Annotated in this window: 15 protein-coding genes; 7 read left to right on the top strand and 8 right to left on the bottom strand. The window is 34.8% G+C overall.

Annotated elements, in window-relative coordinates; translation table 11 throughout:
• Positions 1 to 30 precede the first annotated feature (30 nt).
• The 6 genes from AN959_RS03980 to AN959_RS03955 all read left to right on the top strand — a co-directional run bounded on the left by AN959_RS03980 (position 31) and on the right by AN959_RS03955 (position 4,399).
• A complete protein-coding gene (locus AN959_RS03980; RefSeq protein WP_056828478.1) occupies positions 31 to 993 on the top strand; it encodes a YafY family protein in 963 nt (320 codons plus the stop codon).
• Between the two features lie 75 nt (positions 994 to 1,068).
• The gene (locus AN959_RS03975) at positions 1,069 to 1,701 is read left to right on the top strand and encodes a type 1 glutamine amidotransferase family protein (protein WP_056828476.1); all 633 of its coding nucleotides are present in this window, start codon (positions 1,069 to 1,071) and stop codon (positions 1,699 to 1,701) included.
• 144 nt (positions 1,702 to 1,845) lie between these two features.
• Positions 1,846 to 2,073, top strand: coding sequence for a ClbS/DfsB family four-helix bundle protein (locus AN959_RS03970; RefSeq protein WP_253278865.1), 228 nt, complete (start codon positions 1,846 to 1,848; stop codon positions 2,071 to 2,073).
• A 236-nt stretch (positions 2,074 to 2,309) separates the two neighbouring features.
• Complete coding sequence (locus tag AN959_RS03965) at positions 2,310 to 2,942, top strand: pentapeptide repeat-containing protein (RefSeq protein WP_056828474.1); 633 nt, start codon at positions 2,310 to 2,312, stop codon at positions 2,940 to 2,942.
• A gap of 234 nt (positions 2,943 to 3,176) precedes the next feature.
• A complete protein-coding gene (locus tag AN959_RS03960) occupies positions 3,177 to 3,809 on the top strand; it encodes a CatA-like O-acetyltransferase (RefSeq protein ID WP_082460757.1) in 633 nt (210 codons plus the stop codon).
• Positions 3,810 to 4,027: 218 nt separating this feature from the next.
• Positions 4,028 to 4,399 (top strand): VOC family protein, encoded by a 372-nt coding sequence (locus tag AN959_RS03955; protein WP_043931838.1) that lies wholly within the window; start codon positions 4,028 to 4,030, stop codon positions 4,397 to 4,399.
• A gap of 367 nt (positions 4,400 to 4,766) precedes the next feature.
• On the opposite strand, the gene AN959_RS03950 is transcribed toward AN959_RS03955, so the two are convergent.
• The gene (locus AN959_RS03950) at positions 4,767 to 5,624 is read right to left on the bottom strand and encodes a LysR family transcriptional regulator (protein WP_056828472.1); all 858 of its coding nucleotides are present in this window, start codon (positions 5,622 to 5,624) and stop codon (positions 4,767 to 4,769) included.
• Between the two features lie 140 nt (positions 5,625 to 5,764).
• Here AN959_RS03950 and AN959_RS03945 point away from each other — a divergent pair, with 140 nt between their 5' ends.
• Entirely contained in the window at positions 5,765 to 6,733 is a 969-nt protein-coding gene (locus AN959_RS03945) for a DMT family transporter (protein WP_056828471.1), read from the top strand.
• 225 nt (positions 6,734 to 6,958) lie between these two features.
• Here the strand turns inward: AN959_RS03945 and AN959_RS03940 are convergent, their stop codons facing one another.
• The 7 genes from AN959_RS03940 to AN959_RS03910 all read right to left on the bottom strand — a co-directional run bounded on the left by AN959_RS03940 (position 6,959) and on the right by AN959_RS03910 (position 16,311).
• Positions 6,959 to 10,690 carry a DUF6359 domain-containing protein gene (locus AN959_RS03940; protein ID WP_056828468.1) on the bottom strand — a complete coding sequence of 1,244 codons (3,732 nt, stop codon included), beginning with the start codon at positions 10,688 to 10,690 and terminating at the stop codon, positions 6,959 to 6,961.
• 274 nt (positions 10,691 to 10,964) lie between these two features.
• A complete protein-coding gene (locus AN959_RS03935) occupies positions 10,965 to 11,870 on the bottom strand; it encodes a hydroxymethylglutaryl-CoA lyase (protein WP_056828466.1) in 906 nt (301 codons plus the stop codon).
• A gap of 17 nt (positions 11,871 to 11,887) precedes the next feature.
• Positions 11,888 to 13,243: a tripartite tricarboxylate transporter permease gene (locus tag AN959_RS03930; protein WP_053590687.1), complete on the bottom strand. Its 1,356-nt coding sequence runs from the start codon at positions 13,241 to 13,243 to the stop codon at positions 11,888 to 11,890.
• A complete protein-coding gene (locus tag AN959_RS03925; RefSeq protein ID WP_056828464.1) occupies positions 13,240 to 13,692 on the bottom strand; it encodes a hypothetical protein in 453 nt (150 codons plus the stop codon). Before AN959_RS03925 ends, AN959_RS03930 begins: the two co-directional genes overlap by 4 nt.
• Before the next feature lies 1 nt (position 13,693).
• On the bottom strand, positions 13,694 to 14,962 hold the full coding sequence (locus AN959_RS03920; RefSeq protein WP_056828462.1) for a hydroxymethylglutaryl-CoA reductase, degradative: 1,269 nt from the start codon (positions 14,960 to 14,962) through the stop codon (positions 13,694 to 13,696).
• 224 nt (positions 14,963 to 15,186) lie between these two features.
• Positions 15,187 to 15,732, bottom strand: a complete 546-nt coding sequence (locus AN959_RS03915) for a helix-turn-helix domain-containing protein (RefSeq protein WP_056828460.1) — start codon at positions 15,730 to 15,732, stop codon at positions 15,187 to 15,189.
• A 147-nt stretch (positions 15,733 to 15,879) separates the two neighbouring features.
• Positions 15,880 to 16,311, bottom strand: coding sequence for a hypothetical protein (locus tag AN959_RS03910; protein ID WP_056828458.1), 432 nt, complete (start codon positions 16,309 to 16,311; stop codon positions 15,880 to 15,882).
• Between the last annotated feature and the right edge of the window lie 25 nt (positions 16,312 to 16,336).

The following is a 16,336-nucleotide window of genomic DNA, read 5'->3' as shown; positions in this document are numbered from 1 at the left end:
AAAATAAATTCCATATAGAGGTGGAATTATATGCCTAAAATTGACAATATACTTGCAATTCTATGGATGCTTAGTTCAGGTGAAAAAATTACTGCAAAACAAATTTCAGAAAAGTTAGAGATGAATATAAGGACTGTGTATCGTTATATTGACACACTTTCAACAAGTGGCGTACCTATAATTTCAGAATCAGGACATAACGGTGGATACACTTTATTGAACAATTTTATTGAATCACCTCTATTTTTTGATTTTGAAGAGCAAACCTCACTATTTCACGCTGCCGTTTTTGCAGAAGAAGCCGGATATTATGGAGGTGAAGCACTAAATAGGGCCATTTCAAAACTAAGTAAATACTCAAATCAAGAGCAGGAAACAAAGATAAACCAACATTTAACTAGTCTTGAAGTAATAAGTCGATTAAGTTCACTCTCTATGGAACCTTTTTTGAAGGAGTTGGAGCAGGCCGTAGCTGACGGGTACTCAGTAAAAATTCTTTACCATAAAAGTGGCGAAAAGCAATTAAATTATAGATTGGTCGATCCGTACAGAATTATCTATTGGAATAATAAGTGGTATGTGATTGGATTTTGTCATCTTAGGAATGATATCCGTAGTTTTAGAGTAGATCGAATTGAAAGTCTAATGCTAACCGAAAATAAGTTTAACCGGCCAGAAAATTTTTCAGCAAGTGACTTTTTTATAAAAAGTCTTCTTCCAACTATAGAAGATAAGGAAGGGATTATTTCTTTGGTTATTAATGGGGATAAAAGTGTATTGGCTGATATTTGCCAACATTGGTTTTTAGGACATTATTTACAAGAACGGACTTCAAATCAAGCAGTTTTTCTTCTTGAAAAAGATATAATACATACATATGTACCTTATTTACTTTTACCGTACGGTAAATCTATTCAAGTTATTGAGCCAATAAGTCTTAAGAAAAGACTTGTTGAAGTTCTGTCGGAACTAATAAAATTTTATCAAGTATGATAACTTCCCTGACGTTAGCTGTCAGGGAAGTTATTTTATAATAGGCTATATCAATTGTGATTGGAGTGTTATTGTATGCAAACAAAAAAAGTTTATCTTTATGTATTTAATACAATGTCAGACTGGGAATATGGATATTTAATTGCTGAATTAAACTCAGGAAGATATTTCAAAAAGGATTTAGCACCTTTAAAAGTAATTACAGTGGGAGCTAATAAAGGAATTATTACTACCATGGGAGGACTGAGCATAAAACCAGATATTTCCCTTGATGAATGTACTCTTGAGAGTAAAGATCTTTTAATTTTACCAGGAGGGACTACTTGGAGAGAAGATATTCATCAACCTATCTTGGAAAGAATTGGCCAAGCTTTAAAGCTTGGCACTATTGTTGCTGCAATTTGTGGTGCAACTGAGGCCCTCGCGAATATGGGATACCTAGATTCTAGAAAGCATACAAGTAATAACTTAGAGTATATTAATATGGTATGTCCTAATTATAAAGGAGAAAGGTTTTATGAGTTGGGACCTGCGGTATCTGATGCGAATTTAGTTACTGCATCAGGAGTAGCTCCTCTGGAATTTGCAATGGAAGTACTCAAAAAAATAGATGTATTTACACCGGATACATTACATTCATGGTATAACCTAAATAAGACTCATAAACCTGAATACTTCTTCCAGTTAATGAATTCAATAAATAAATGAAGTAACTGAAAAGCTCAATTTCTCTATTTTGATTTGCAGAGAAGCTGGGCTTTTTAATTTGGAATTTCCTTATCGTTGTAAATCCGCATTTTTCTGACGCTACCCCTTAATAAGCAAATTTGGGAAAACTATCAACATGTCACATTGAACCAAGCTAGAAAAAAACTGAAGTTAAGCCATGAAAGAGTAATGGACCTGATTAAATTACATACCAATGAAGAAATCATGACAAAAAAATACTATAAGTGGACAAAAATAAGTAATTTATACAGCTATTTTGCAGCAAACACTTCCAACCATTATATTTGGGCTATAAAAAAATGTGAAGTTATTGCAAATTCTATTATAGAAGAAAAAAAGACAAGTTTGTGAAATAATGTACTTAAACTAAAGGGTGCTTTAGTTCAACAAGTGACTGCCTATAAGGGTAGCTTTTTCTTATTTAACTAAAGCAGCAGGTTAGTGAGTAAATTATTTATAAATTTAACAATGAATCCTTTGTATCAGAAAATGCATAAAAGTCAAGTCTTGAAAAGAACATGCGTTCCTTTATATTTGTATCTAGAGACCTTATAAATGAATTAAATTCGTTTGAAAGTAGGTATATAGTGATGATTGACACACCCAAGATTCCGGAAAATCTAACGGAGAGAAGATTTACAGATATTTTTTACGAAGAAGTTCCTGAATTTGAAATGTGTATGATTACCGATTCAGAATTTACCGACGAAGCACTTGATCGGCTGCGACTATATAAAACAGTGATTAGGAATTGTAATTTCACAAATACGGATTTTAGCCGAATTGATCTTACCGATGTGCGCTTTGAGAATTGTGATTTATCCAATGCTAATTTGGGTAATGCCTCCATGAATCGAGTTGAGTTTCTTAATTGTAAGTTGCTAGGCAGCAGCCTTACAGAGTCTTATATCGGTAATACAAGATTTGCGGAATCAATTCTTAATATGGTTATGTTCGGTAACTCAAAACTTGAAAAGGTGATTTTTGATGATGCTACGTTAGAAAGCGCTGACCTTTTTGGCTGTAAGCTCAAAAAAGTAGAATTTCTTTCATGCAATCTTAATGGCGCGAGCTTTGAAGAGACACCATTAAAAGGAATTGATATAAGCTCATCCGATTTTGATTCTTTAACGGTTTCAATAGAGAGCTTAAAAGGATGTATAGTATCAACGTCTCAAGCGATACAATTTGCTTCGTTATTGGGACTAAAAATTCAATAGTATTGATACCGTTTAATCCCCTTAACTTCGTACTTTAATTTTAAATGGCTTAAAATGACGTATGAAGGCTTAAAATATTTTGTTTATTATAGGGCAAAAATAAAATTTTGATGATATTTATGCAAAGTTTTATACATGCTCTAGCAGGTAAGACAGCGCTAAAATACTGTCTTACCATCAATAAATGTAGTGATATTGTAATAATTGAATATATTAAATGAGAGGTTGAAATAGATGACAACTTATCAAGTCATTGATTTAGAAAGTTTTCCAAGAAGAAACTATTATGATTATTTTATGGCGACAGACACAACGTTTGAAATGACAGTAAAAATTGATGTTACTCGAGCAGTTAAAAAATGCAAAGACGAATCTATAAGTTTTTATGCTTACTCTATTTTTAATTTGACTAAATCGGTTAACATGATTCCGAATTTGAGGTATGCACACATAGATAAGCAATTAGTAGAATGGCAAGAATTAGTGCCAACGTTTACGAACTTTAATCAAGAAACAGAGTTATTTTATAGTTTATGGTTGGAAGGATTAACAGATTATAAATCAGTTGACCGTGAGTACAAAAAGCTTATAAAAGATTATGCAAACACAAAAGACATCGCACCAATGGGAGTTGTTCCACCCAACGTGGTGAATATTTCATCAATTCCTTGGATGCATTTTGAACATTTTTCATCTCAAACAGGAGCTATCAAAAATAATTTAACACCAATGATTACCAGCGGGAAGTACGAAAAAGTTGGTTCACAATTACTAATGCCAGTGAATATTAAGGTTCATCATGCAACAGTAGATGGCTATCATGTGACGTTATTTTTTGAGATACTGCAACGTGAAATGAACAGTTAACTTTTAGGAGAAATAGGGAATAGACATTATGCTTTACACGGATAAGGTACTGAACATTTTTATACACTTCAACTAACGGGTGCTTTAGCAGAAGAATCGATATGATTTTTATAAAAGTAGCTGGGTTTTAATTTAGAAAGGGATTTTAATCGGAAGGAAAAAGGTATATAGAAAGGGAATTATTTGATATACCCGGATTAAATAAAGGAGAGAAGGCTATGAGTAAATCATTCATTGAACAAGTACATTATATTAGAATTCCTGTAAAAGATTTAGAACTGTCTGCACAATGGTATAGAGATGTATTAGGGCTCCAGTTACTAAACATTACTGAGGAACTTGCAATTTTAAAAGTAAATGAAGGACCTTTCTTACTTATCTTAGTTCCTACCGAAGATGAAACATTTGCACATTTTACAATTGATAATGAACAAGAATTTAGCATTGGCTTTACAAGTCCAGAATTATCTAAATTTCATCAACACTTAATTGATAATCAAGTTAAGGTCGAGGATATAAAAGAAGATAATGGTCATGCCTTTTTCCATTTTTATGACCCAAATGGTAATAAACTTCAAGTACACTGGTAAGATTATAATAAATAAATTACCTTATTTCATTAACGGGTGCTTTAACGGAATAAGAACGGGAACGTCCAAATCAGACGTTCCCATATTTTTTGCCTGAAAAACAACAATACTATTTAACAAAGCATATTTTTAAAGGAGATTGTGAAGGATTCTACTTCAACTAACGGGTGCTTTAGTGAAAGATGTTGGAGTGGAGAATTTGAAACAAATTGTGAAGCAGTTAGTCCAAACAGAGTTTGCAATCGGGGCAAGAGTACATAATTTACTAAAACGGAAACAGGTGGAGAAAAACAATTTGTTTTTCTTCACCTGTTTAAATTAAGGGACTTATTAGATAACATCATTTTTAGTAGCTCAGAGGTTCGATTTATATTTGTTTATTCGTTTCGATCGTTTCGATAAATTTTTCGATTGTTGAAGTTAAGTAACTATCGGCTCTTCTTATAAAAACGGTTTTAATCTTACTATATTGATCTGGAAGTGTATGACATTGGATGAGTCCACTTTGTTCCATATGAATGACTGCTGACTTTGGAACGAATGTAACGCCAAGTCCCACGACAATACTACGCAAGATTGTTTCTAATGTACCGAATTCCATGACTTTTTGTGGTGTGATGTTTTGGTCTTTATACCAAGCTTCCAGACGTGCTCGGTATCCACAGCCTTCACTAAAGCATATTAACGGTTCCTCTTTCAACTCTTCTAGTGTGGAGGCGCGCATATCTGAAATTAAAACGAGCTCCTCTTGAAACACTTCATGCGATACAAGATCGGGATTAAAGTCTGACTCTGTAACGAATGCTCCGTCCAACTTATGATTTAATACTTCTTCTTCTAATGTTTCTGTGACGCCAGTAAATAACGATAAATCGACATTTTTATATTTCTTAATATAAGTAGATAATATTTTTGGTAAATGAATTACGGTTTCAACTGTTCCAATTTCTAATTTTCCAGACGGTTCATTTTTACTTTGAACGGCTTTTTTCATTTCATCTGTTAACGATAATATTTTTTTACTATATATTAATAGTTTTTTTCCTTCAGGTGTCAAACTCATACCACGACGATGTCGGTTAAACAAAGGGGTATTCAGTTCAGTTTCGAGCTTTTGAATTCTCGCTGTAATATTCGATTGCACGTAACTAAACTCTTTTGCCGCATCTGTGATGGTTCCTTTTTCAGCTACCATCTGAAATATCTCTAAGTCCTTAAATTCCACTATTTTCCACCCTTTAATGTTTTCATATTAATATCTATGATATCAATAAAAGTGATAATAATCATTATTATTATTCACTTTACAAGATACTCAAATAGATAGATGATGAAATATGTCATCTTAGAAGGAGGTAGAGGGAATTGAGAAATAGTGTATTGTTAGGAACTATTTTATGTTTTATTGCTGCAGTTTCGTGGGGAGCAATGTTTCCTGTAGCGCATGCGGCTTTCAAACATATTAATCCTTTCTATTTTACAATCATTCGTTATGGATTTGTTACGATAATTTTAGTAGCGATGCTATTATGGAAAGAAGGAAAGCATGCTTTTCGATTTGAAGGAAAAGGCCTCCGGTTATGGTTTTTCGGTACAATGGCATTTACGGTCTATAATCTTTTCATCTTCTGGGGAGAAGATTTATTAGGTGAATCAGGAGTGATGGTAGCATCAATTATGGAGTCACTAATGCCAATGATTTCTATTGTGATTGTATGGACGATTTATAAAAAACGGCCCCATCTATTCACATTAATATGTGTGCTTGTGTCATTTATCGGTGCTGCGTTAGTAATCACAAAAGGTGATATTAAAGCATTTCTTGGTGCGACGGATCATTTAATACCTTCAATGCTCATACTAATTGCAGTTGTTGGATGGGTCATTTACACGATTGGTGGTAGTGAGTTTAGTGGTTGGTCAGCTTTACGGTATTCAACGTTAAGCTGTCTACTTGGAACAATCACAGCAGTTGTTATTACAGTAGGGGCAACGCTGTTTGGATATATATCCATCCCATCAGTAGATGGCATCAAAGAAGTAAGTCCGCATTTATTGTTTATGATTATATTCCCTGGCGTCATTGCTTTACTTGGTTGGAACATCGGAGTGAGTTTATTAACACCATTAAATGCACTGTTGTTCATTAATTTTGTTCCAGTTACAACACTCTTAATTTCCATTTTTCAAGGGAATCATGTAACTATGTTCGATCTTCTTGGTACTGTCCTAATCATCGTTGCACTTTTATTTAATAATGTTTTTGTAAGGATGTTACAAAAGAAAGAATCATTTCAGCATGTTCAAGCAAATTTTAGTGAAAGTATATCCTAACCAAATATAATTATTTCCTGCCGACAAAACATGGATATAATTCGTCATGTAAATTTCAGATTAAAAAAAGTCAATTTCTTTCTTCTTTAGGAAATCGACTTTTTATTTATTTTACTTTTACTAAATTTCTTAATTTAGTTTAAGTAAATTTGTATACAGCATGCCAATTAAACGAAACGAAATTAAAAGATCTAGCCAGATTATTTCTGGCTAGATCATTTGTGATTATTTCAGATTCTTGAATTTCCATTTTTTAGACTTGCTATCGTAGTAGGCGCCTTCAACTGTTTGTTTTTTGCCGTCTCCACTAACAATTACAAAATAATCTTTAAAACCATTTGTTATTTGTTTGTCGTTAACGTCTAGGAAAGAAATATTTTTAAGTTTTAGATTGTCTTTAATTTTATGTTTATTCTTCTCTTTTAATAATCCAGGTGGTACATGATAGTTTAGGTGTAATGTAAATTCACCACTATCTGCAAGGGTATCAAAGTTTTGAGCAGTGATTGTGAATGACCCAGTAACTAGATTAATCACTACGTCTTTATTGGCAGCATCAATTTTGCTTACTGCACCTTCAGTGAAACGAATATAAACATTTCCTGCGTCATGTAGTACTGAGCCGTCGACAGTAATTTTAGCTTTTGAAGTATCTACTTCATCTGGAGTAATAATCGCTTCTCCATTTTTAGGAGCTTCAACCGTAACTTCTATTGAAACTTTGTTGCTACCATAAGTTGCTGTGATAACTGTTTTTCCTGCTGATTTTGCAGTGATGATGCCTTTATCAACTGAAATCACTTTTGGATCGAAGCCACCATATGTAGCTTCCGCCGTTACGTCTTTCGTAGACTTAGAGCCATCATGTTTTGTAGTTGTTTCCGTTAAAATCACTTTACTAGTTTGACCTTTTTCTAATTCAAAAGCTGTTTGATTAGCTGAAAGTGTATAAGTGTCTGGTTGGTTGAATTCAACTTGAACAAGAACAGGGTCGTGGTCAGATGCACGGCCGTGAATGTCCATATAGTTAGCATTGATATGAATCATGTCTACAGCTGTTTTATCAGCCAGGTTGTTTGTTACTAAAATATGGTCTAATACTTGGTTGTTTCCTTGGTAGTAATAAGAGAAACGTTCACCAGCTGGTACTTTTTCAACCATATTCGTTAAGATTCCACCTTTAAGAGCTGCGAGTGTTGGTGTGAATTCGAAATCATTCATATCACCAGCAACAATTACTTTTAGGTCAGGATCTTTTGCTTGGCCCGCTTTAATAAAGTTATTTATCATCGTTGCAAGTTCAATACGTTCTGCTTCAGAGCCTAATAATGGCGGCTGGTTTTTACCGAATAACGGTTGGTCTCCACCTTTAGAATTTAAGTGTGCTCCAATAACAACCACTTTTTCTCCTTGGAAATCAAATTGAGCTGCTAGCGGTTTACGTGTGTTTTCTTGTGGTAAGTCAAGAACACGACCTGGATTTAATGTTAAGTTTCCATTTTCATCCCATGCTACTTTTTCAGTAGAACCACCTTTTGTTCCTTCTGCAAGTGTTACCCGTTCAGGATTGTATAAGTAACCAACTCGGATATTCCCTCCAGGTTGTCCACCATCCTTATTATATTCAGGAGCAATATCAGTCCATTTATATGCAGGGCCACCTGCTGCCGTAATAGCTGCGATTAATCGTTCATAACTAGCGGATGCATCCGTGTTTCCTGATGCTGTTGGTCCGTCATTATCTTGCACTTCTACTAATGTAATAATGTCAGGAGATTTCATGTTCTCTACAAATGATTTGGCGATTTTTGCAACCTTATCATCTGGAGTATTTTCTATATTCGTTGAGAAGTTCTCCACATTATAAGAAGCTACAGTCAGCTTATCTTCTGAAGGTTTGATATCTGTTACTACAACTGGCTTTTCGACGCGAGTAATTGGTGGAAGAGATGATTCTTCAGACCATAATTTAAAGTTACCGAAACCAAAGCCCATTACTCCAACGATATTGCCAGTATAGTAGTCTCCTGATTTTGCATCGTACTTTTCGTTATCGATATCTACTGTAATTCTTTCAGGGTTATAGTCATTTGCAGAAATATTAATTCCGCCTAATACATTAAAAGTTGTATTTGCAGAATTGCCTGCCACTACGACAACTTCACCGTATTCTTGAGGTCCAACCACTTTTGCATTTGGTACTGCAAGACGCATTAATTCAACAGATTCCCAAAAGTCGATTCCATCTTCTTGTGGATCAAACGTGGTTAACCCATCGTTATCAATGTTTTCTGTTGGCGGAATAATATCTTGTCCGATTACTAAAGGAGCAGGTAATTCAGCTGTTCCAGATTTTGTAGTAGTAGTTGCACGAATACGTGTTATTGGTAAGTCGTTCGCTTTCATATCTGAATAGCCTTCGTAGTACCATTCTTCTACCGTTCCGGCAACAGTAACAAGGTCACCAACTTTAAGTCCATTGGAAGCCTTATTTACGATGATTGCCTCAGAAGTTGAGTTATTATTATCTGGATTCGTATCCTGGATTACAAAATTTGCTGAGTTATATAGATGCGTTACAACTCCAGTGATATTTTGTACAGTCGCCCCTTCGTAATCGGAGAAGTGACCTTGTCCTTGGATGTCACGGATTACAAGATTGTCTGATTTTAATACGTTATAAGTAAACGAGAATACTTCAGAAGTAGTATCGCTTACTGCAATTGTTTTAATAGTCGTATCTTTTGTTAATGTAATTGGTGCTGTGTATTCTGTGCTATTTGAAGTTGGTGTAGAACCATCTAATGTGTAATATATTGTCGCACCTTCTATTGGTGAGATTAGTTGAATGGCTGTGCCTTCTGCTACCGTTCCAGGTAAAATATCCGTGTACACTGCCGGTTTGTTTACTAAATCAAAGCTTTCTAAACCAAGTGTCTTCACTTGAAAGGTTGTATTGAATTTAGAGGCAATTCCAGATACATGAACTAAATCACCAACTTTATATTGCTTCAAAAATGTATCATAATCTAATCCGTTTCGATTGTCGTTACGAATAACGACAGATTCTCCATTTTCATGTGTTGCTGTAAATTCAAATGTTCCAAAGTCGTTTGACTTAACTAGATTAGTAATAGTTACATTGTTTAATTGAATTCTTTCGCCTTGGGTTTCTTCGTTTACTCCAGCTGGTGTAATATCTTGCGCTGGTGGAAGTTCATTTCTAGAAGAAATTTTAGTAATTTTAGTCGGTTGAATCTGAAGCTCACCGCTATAAGGGCTAACTTTTCCTTCCAATTCTACTATATCTCCAGGATTTACATCCGATGTTGAAGTAAATGCATAAATTCCTGCAGTTTCATCTTGGATGTAAAACGCTTTTCCACCCCAGAAACCAGTGCCTGTTGTGACAGTTCCAGTTACTTTAATTAATTTGTTCGGGTCCGTTACTGCACGAGCAGCAGCGATATTTTCCATAACTTCCGCTTCAGGTGAAGGAGGGGGAGTTTCACCTTCGGAAATAATAGTATATGCGGTTGCACTTCTTAAGCCCGGTACAGAGAAATAGGCTGAAAGAGTGCCAGTGATTGTTACTTCACCTTTAAATAGGTTAGGATTATCAACTAAATTTAATCCAGCTCGTACCGCTCCAGTTGGTAACTGAACTGGTAAAATTTTTGACGGATCTGTTTCATTAGGAGAGTCAGCTAGACCCACGTTGGTCGCTACTGTAAACGGTGGTTCTTGATCGTAAGAAGTACCTGAACTTGCGGTACCAACGAGGAATCCTTTTACCGTTGCCGTTCCATTGTTGTTCGCAATAGCCTCTGTTACAGTAATAGGCTCAGCTGCTTGTACATTTGGAACAGTGATGAATGGTAAAAATAATGATAGAACTAATAAGAGAGATAGGGCTACCTTACTGAAAGCATTATTCCAAAAGCTTTCCTTTGACATCTACAATCCACTCCTCATAATTTGTTTGGTATTGCCCATCGATTATAGCAAAAGAAAATTACCGTTTTAATAAGATATTGTAAAATTTTTAAAATTAAAATAAAAACAGGTGAGAAGTAGCTAAGAGACTAATAGTTTCTATGAAAAATAGATTATAGTGGAGTGATTAGAAAGTTTTATACAAGTAGGGAAATAATGTTAAAGGCTAATGAGGGATAATAAAAACTACCCAGCCAGGATAGGATGACTGAGTAGTTTCTCTTTGCTATGTTTGTTAGGATGAACTAAATTTCATTGTATGGCTTTCTAATGGTTTTTGTAGCCTATTTTGTATAAAGAGTGCTGCTGTATTAAGTTTGTCTGAATCTATATTTGTTTGGATACCCATATTTGTAAGCATGTAATTTAGGTCGTCCGTTGCTAAGTTACCAGAAGCTCCTGGAGCATACGGACAACCACCTAAACCTCCAAGTGAACTATCAAATTTAGAAATACCCATTTCTAGAGACGCCAACACATTTGCCAAAGCAGTGCCACGAGTATTGTGAAAGTGCATAGCAATGCTATCACTTGGATAGCGTTTTAGTAACGTTTCTAATACATATTTAACTTGAAGAGGGGTGGCAATACCAATCGTGTCTCCTAACGATAATTCATTAATACCCATTTCAAAGAGGGAATCTGCCAATCTTGTTACTTGATCGATTTCTACATTACCTTCATAGGGACATCCAAAAACAGTTGAAATATACCCTCTAACGGTCTTCTGATTGGACAAGCTTTCTTTTACAACTTCTGATAATACAATTTCAGTTTCCGAGATAGTTTTATTAATATTTTTTTTGTTATGTGTTTCACTTGCGGAAATGAAAACAGAGATTTCATCGATTTCGTTCTCTATTGCTCTATTTAGACCCTTCATATTTGGTACAAGGGCAGCATAAGTCACTTCTGGAGATTTGCTGATTTGTTTCGCTACAGACTCTGCATCTGATAGAGAAGGAATCCACGAAGGATTTACAAAAGAAGTAACTTCTATATATTTAAGTCCGGTATCAGATAAAAGGTTTATCCATTCAATTTTATCTTTTGTTTGTATAAAGCTACTTTCATTTTGCAGGCCATCTCTTGGTCCTACTTCTCTAATGTGTACTTTTTTAGGATATCCTTGTTCTATCATATAGAAACTCCTTTCTCTTACATTCCAAATAGAGTCATCATAATCCAAGTCGATGCGTAGAAAATCATAAATTGTACACCAGCACCAATTCCAAGAATTCGATTTAAGAGACCGCCTACTGCTGCTACTGTGAATGTAAGTACAATACCAACAAGTTGCGCTTCATGGAATGCAAGTAGACAAGCAAGACCTATGAACATAGCAACAATTGCTTCTTGACTTACAAATTTCATAACTAGAACGGAAGCCTTTCTTGCATAGTTCATAGAGAAAGGATAAGCAATCAAAGAGGCTACAATAAGACCGATTGCACCGTAAAGGAAAAACTCCCAAGATGTTAAATAGGTGTGTAGATTATTTATAGGATCTACTGAGAAAACTGGTGGTGCATTAAATAATGGCGATCCAGGTCCTAATGCAACTGGACTTAAAGGAATTCCAAAAGCAATTAATGGAATAATTACTTCAGCAATGTATGTAGACTCTGTTACACCATTCATAACTGCCAAACTTGTAGTAGATTTTTTATACGTACCTTTTGTACGCGAACCGACAATTTCACCCATTAGAGAGGTCATACCTACTGGGCTAAAAACGAAAGTAAGAGATGAAATAAAAGTAGTGATGGAAGTAAATATCTGTTGTCTTCCCGTTAAGATTTTAAGTGGATTAGGGAAGTAACCTTTCCAAGACTTTGTTTCAGGAGCCAAATGATATTCTTTGGGATTATCTCTTTCTATTGTTTTTTTAGCACTTGAGGAAGTAGCAAAGAGAAGATCACAAAAAATAGGTCCTATTGCTATTCCTAAGAAGAAACTGATAGATAAATGCTTGTCCAATATACTAAAACTCATCAAGTCTAAGCTTTTAATAAAGAAAGCGAATGGAATAATCATCAAAACACTTACCCATTTACCTTTTGAGAAAAAGGCGATTAAAATTGCCGCCAGTGTAAAAATGATTCCTGTGGATGACTTGAAAAAGTCAGCGAATTGTCCTAAAAATTGTCCTAAAAGTACAGCTGTCGGTAGTGCGATAAAAGCACCAATAATTCCACCAGAAATCATCTTTCTAAGAGCAATATGTGGCATACCCATTCTTCTTAAAGTAGTTGCATGGTCGATTAATGGTACCGCAGTAGTGTCTCCAGGAATACCCATTAATGCAGTTGGAACTGCATGTGTAAGGTGTTTTGCTAGAACTGCAGCCATGAAAAATGAAAATACAGCAGCTGGAGGTGCACCTAAAAGGATTACTAATAAAGTAAGTGGTACCATAATAGCTGTCTCATCCGTACCCGATATTAATCCGATTAAAGAGAATACGATTGCACCAATTAATGCAAATAAAATTGCTGTAACTAGTAAACTCATTTTTTCTGCTCACCTCCAAGTGCTCGAAAGCTATTCAAAACTCCTAATTCTTCTAATTCTTTTTTAGTAACAGGATCATTTTCGATGAGATTCAATTCTTCTATTGGATCTAATTGTAGATCCTCAAAAACTTGTTTCATACTCTCTGATGAGGTTTCCTCTTCGATTAATAATCTTTTTGGCTTAAAAATAATTGAGCATATAACAAGTGATATGACACTTCCAGAAATTCCAATAAGAAGGGAATAGGAAGCTACCATATTCTCACTAGCGAAAGAGGGGAGCAACCAAAGACCAATATTGTATCCTCCTAAACTAACACCTACACTTAACAAAATTGCTAGAAGTAATTGGTTAGGTAAAATAGTATCCCCAAGAATCTCTAAATATGTTTTAGTATTATTATTTTCGTTCAATTCAGTTGTGGATGTTTCGTGTTTATTTGACATCTTATTCACCTCTTTGAATTGCTTTTGTTATCTCTAAAATACGATCGTATCTAAGGTCTTTCTCTTTTATAGCTTGAGCTACGATTCTATCAATATCGGACTTTTCCGCACCTGCCATTACTGCTAAATTTCTAGCATGTAGAGACATGTGACCTCTTTGAATACCTTCAGCAGATAATGCACGTAAAGCAGCAGCATTTTGTGCCAAACCTGCAGCGGCTATGCTGCCTGCAAGTTCTTCAGCTGAATTTACATCCATAATTTTTAGGGCAGCCTGTGCTACTGGATGTGTTTTCGTAGCTCCTCCTACAATACCAACTGCCATAGGAAGTTCAATAGATCCAGATAAATTACCATCTGCATTTATTTCCCATTTAGTTAGTGATTTATAGTGACCTGATATAGATGCATATGCATGTGCGCCTGCTTCTACTGCTCGAGTATCATTTCCTGTTGCTAAAACCACTGCTGATATACCATTCATTATTCCTTTGTTATGGGTAGCTGCACGATATGGGTCAAAGTCTGCAAATTCGAAAGCGCTTACAATGTTTTCAACGATTTCCTTACCACCAAGTGCCTCAGTAGAGAATACAGCTCTAGCACGAACTAACCTGCGATCTGCCAAATTCGAAATTATTCTAAGTACCACTTTACCACCTGTAATTGTTTCGATAGTAGGTGAAACTGCCTCTGCCATAGTGTTAACCGCATTCGCGCCCATTGCATCTTTCGTATCAACAATTAGATGGATTACTAACATTATTTGAGAAGTAGTAGGAACAATATGGACTTCTAAATCTTTAGCTCCTCCACCTAAAGAGACTAAAGTAGGATCTTTTTCGTTACAATAATTTAAAATTTCCTCTTTATGCTCAAAAATCTTTGCTCTTGCAGCATAGGGATCCGCAACATGTAATACTTGAATTTGTCCACGCATAATTGTTCCGCTCATGGATGTGAAAAATCCTCCAAGATCATAAGCAGCTTTTGCTGCATTGCTAGCTGCAGCTACAACAGAAGGTTCTTCCGTTGCCATAGGAATAAACATATCTTTTCCATTAATTTTAAAGTTAGTTGCAATCCCTAGAGGGATTCCTATTTGTCCAATAACATTTTCAATCATTGAATCTGCTAAATCCATAGATAAAGCGTGGTCTCCAGAAAGATATTTTAATTGATTTTCTGTTAAATCTCGTCCCTTGGTAACAATATCAAATCTTTCTTTAGTTGATAGACGATAAAAACCTGGAACTCTTGAATTTGTCATTACATACACCCCTTGTATTTGTGTAATAGGATTCAACTTAGTTGAATCCTATTACACAAAAGTACATTAATAATTATTAATTGTAAATACNTAAATTTAAATTTTATTCTGAAAATATTTCTGGGATAACAAAAAATAATTATTAATGAGGATCTTGCGAATACAGGGGAACGAAAAGAAAGATACGAGTGTTTTCAAGGGCGAGAATATGTTTAAAATGATTATTATAGTGGATTCGTTTGAATAAATAATGTTAATACTTTCGCCTCGCTATTTTTATCTGCTGAAAGAAAGATATGAGGCACATTTCCTTCAAAATAAGCACTATCTCCTTGTTCTAAATAATGTAATTCGCCATCATAATAAAGATTAATAGATCCAGAAAGAATATAAATAAACTCATCTTCTATATGTGTAAAGGGTTCTACATATTCTGCTTCTGGTAGGACGGTGACAATTACTGGTTCTACTTTGCTAAAACGAGAACGATTTGCAAGAGCTTCGTAAGTGTAGCCTATTTCTTTATTTCCGACCTTTACTGTCTTCTCATTACTTTTTACGATAGATAATGTATTGTGGAGATTTGATTCTAAAAACCATGATAAGGGTGTGTCTAACTCCTGAGCTATTTTTGAAAGTGTTGCTACAGCAGGGGCAGCTTGTCCATTTTCTATTTTTGAAATATGACTCTTAGTCAAACTACATCTCTCAGCTAGTTCCTGTTGAGTGAATGACTTACTTAATCTAGCCTCTTTAACTTTTTTTCCAATATTGTGTTGAAGATAAATTGTACTCTCCTCCTAGATAATGCTCTCCATTAATAATCAGTCCATTTAACAAACAAAGTCTAATACATGTACTCATATAATCGACTTTGTCTTTTAATCATACGCCTCATTTATTATAGGTAAAGTGGTTTAAATCGTAGCGGCAGAAATTATATGAATAAATTTTAAGGAACTTTCATTCGTCTCTTCTTGAATAACCCAGTTAATGGACAGAAGTTGCTTTAAGGAAGCTAGCTGTTGTTCATCCATTTGTAATTGTTTTATTCCGTTCTCTAGTAATTGGTAATCTCTCTCCGCAATTTTATTGAACTTTAATTTCAATAGGTTTATAAGGCCGTTTCTTGTTACGAACTTAACAGTATAACCATCATGAAGGATGGAAGCAAACTTCGTTTTATCTTCTTCATATAAGGAGATTAACGAAGTGAGTTCAGTGTTTCTATCAAATAAGTGCGTCTCTTTTTCCTCAAGTTTTTGTAGTATTTCATCATTGGAAATGCCTTTATTACGAATTGTCTCAAGTAAAATAGCATCCATCATTGAAAGTTTATTGTTTTTCATTTTAAGCCCCCTAATAGCTTTTATC

The organism is Psychrobacillus sp. FJAT-21963, assembly GCF_001420585.1.
Lineage (GTDB): Bacteria > Bacillota > Bacilli > Bacillales_A > Planococcaceae > Psychrobacillus.
The sequence above is the reverse complement of the archived record's forward strand: the minus strand, read 5'-3'. Positions and strand labels throughout refer to the sequence as shown.

What these genes read in the sequence shown, in the direction of transcription:
- AN959_RS03980 (WP_056828478.1), top strand. Translation starts at nt 31, where the DNA reads ATGCCTAAAATTGACAATATACTTGCAATTCTATGGATGCTTAGTTCA.
- AN959_RS03975 (WP_056828476.1), top strand. Translation starts at nt 1,069, where the DNA reads ATGCAAACAAAAAAAGTTTATCTTTATGTATTTAATACAATGTCAGAC.
- AN959_RS03960 (WP_082460757.1), top strand. Translation starts at nt 3,177, where the DNA reads ATGACAACTTATCAAGTCATTGATTTAGAAAGTTTTCCAAGAAGAAAC.
- AN959_RS03955 (WP_043931838.1), top strand. Translation starts at nt 4,028, where the DNA reads ATGAGTAAATCATTCATTGAACAAGTACATTATATTAGAATTCCTGTA.
- AN959_RS03940 (WP_056828468.1), bottom strand. Translation starts at nt 10,690, where the DNA reads ATGTCAAAGGAAAGCTTTTGGAATAATGCTTTCAGTAAGGTAGCCCTA.
- AN959_RS03935 (WP_056828466.1), bottom strand. Translation starts at nt 11,870, where the DNA reads ATGATAGAACAAGGATATCCTAAAAAAGTACACATTAGAGAAGTAGGA.
- AN959_RS03930 (WP_053590687.1), bottom strand. Translation starts at nt 13,243, where the DNA reads ATGAGTTTACTAGTTACAGCAATTTTATTTGCATTAATTGGTGCAATC.
- AN959_RS03925 (WP_056828464.1), bottom strand. Translation starts at nt 13,692, where the DNA reads ATGTCAAATAAACACGAAACATCCACAACTGAATTGAACGAAAATAAT.
- AN959_RS03920 (WP_056828462.1), bottom strand. Translation starts at nt 14,962, where the DNA reads ATGACAAATTCAAGAGTTCCAGGTTTTTATCGTCTATCAACTAAAGAA.
- AN959_RS03910 (WP_056828458.1), bottom strand. Translation starts at nt 16,311, where the DNA reads ATGAAAAACAATAAACTTTCAATGATGGATGCTATTTTACTTGAGACA.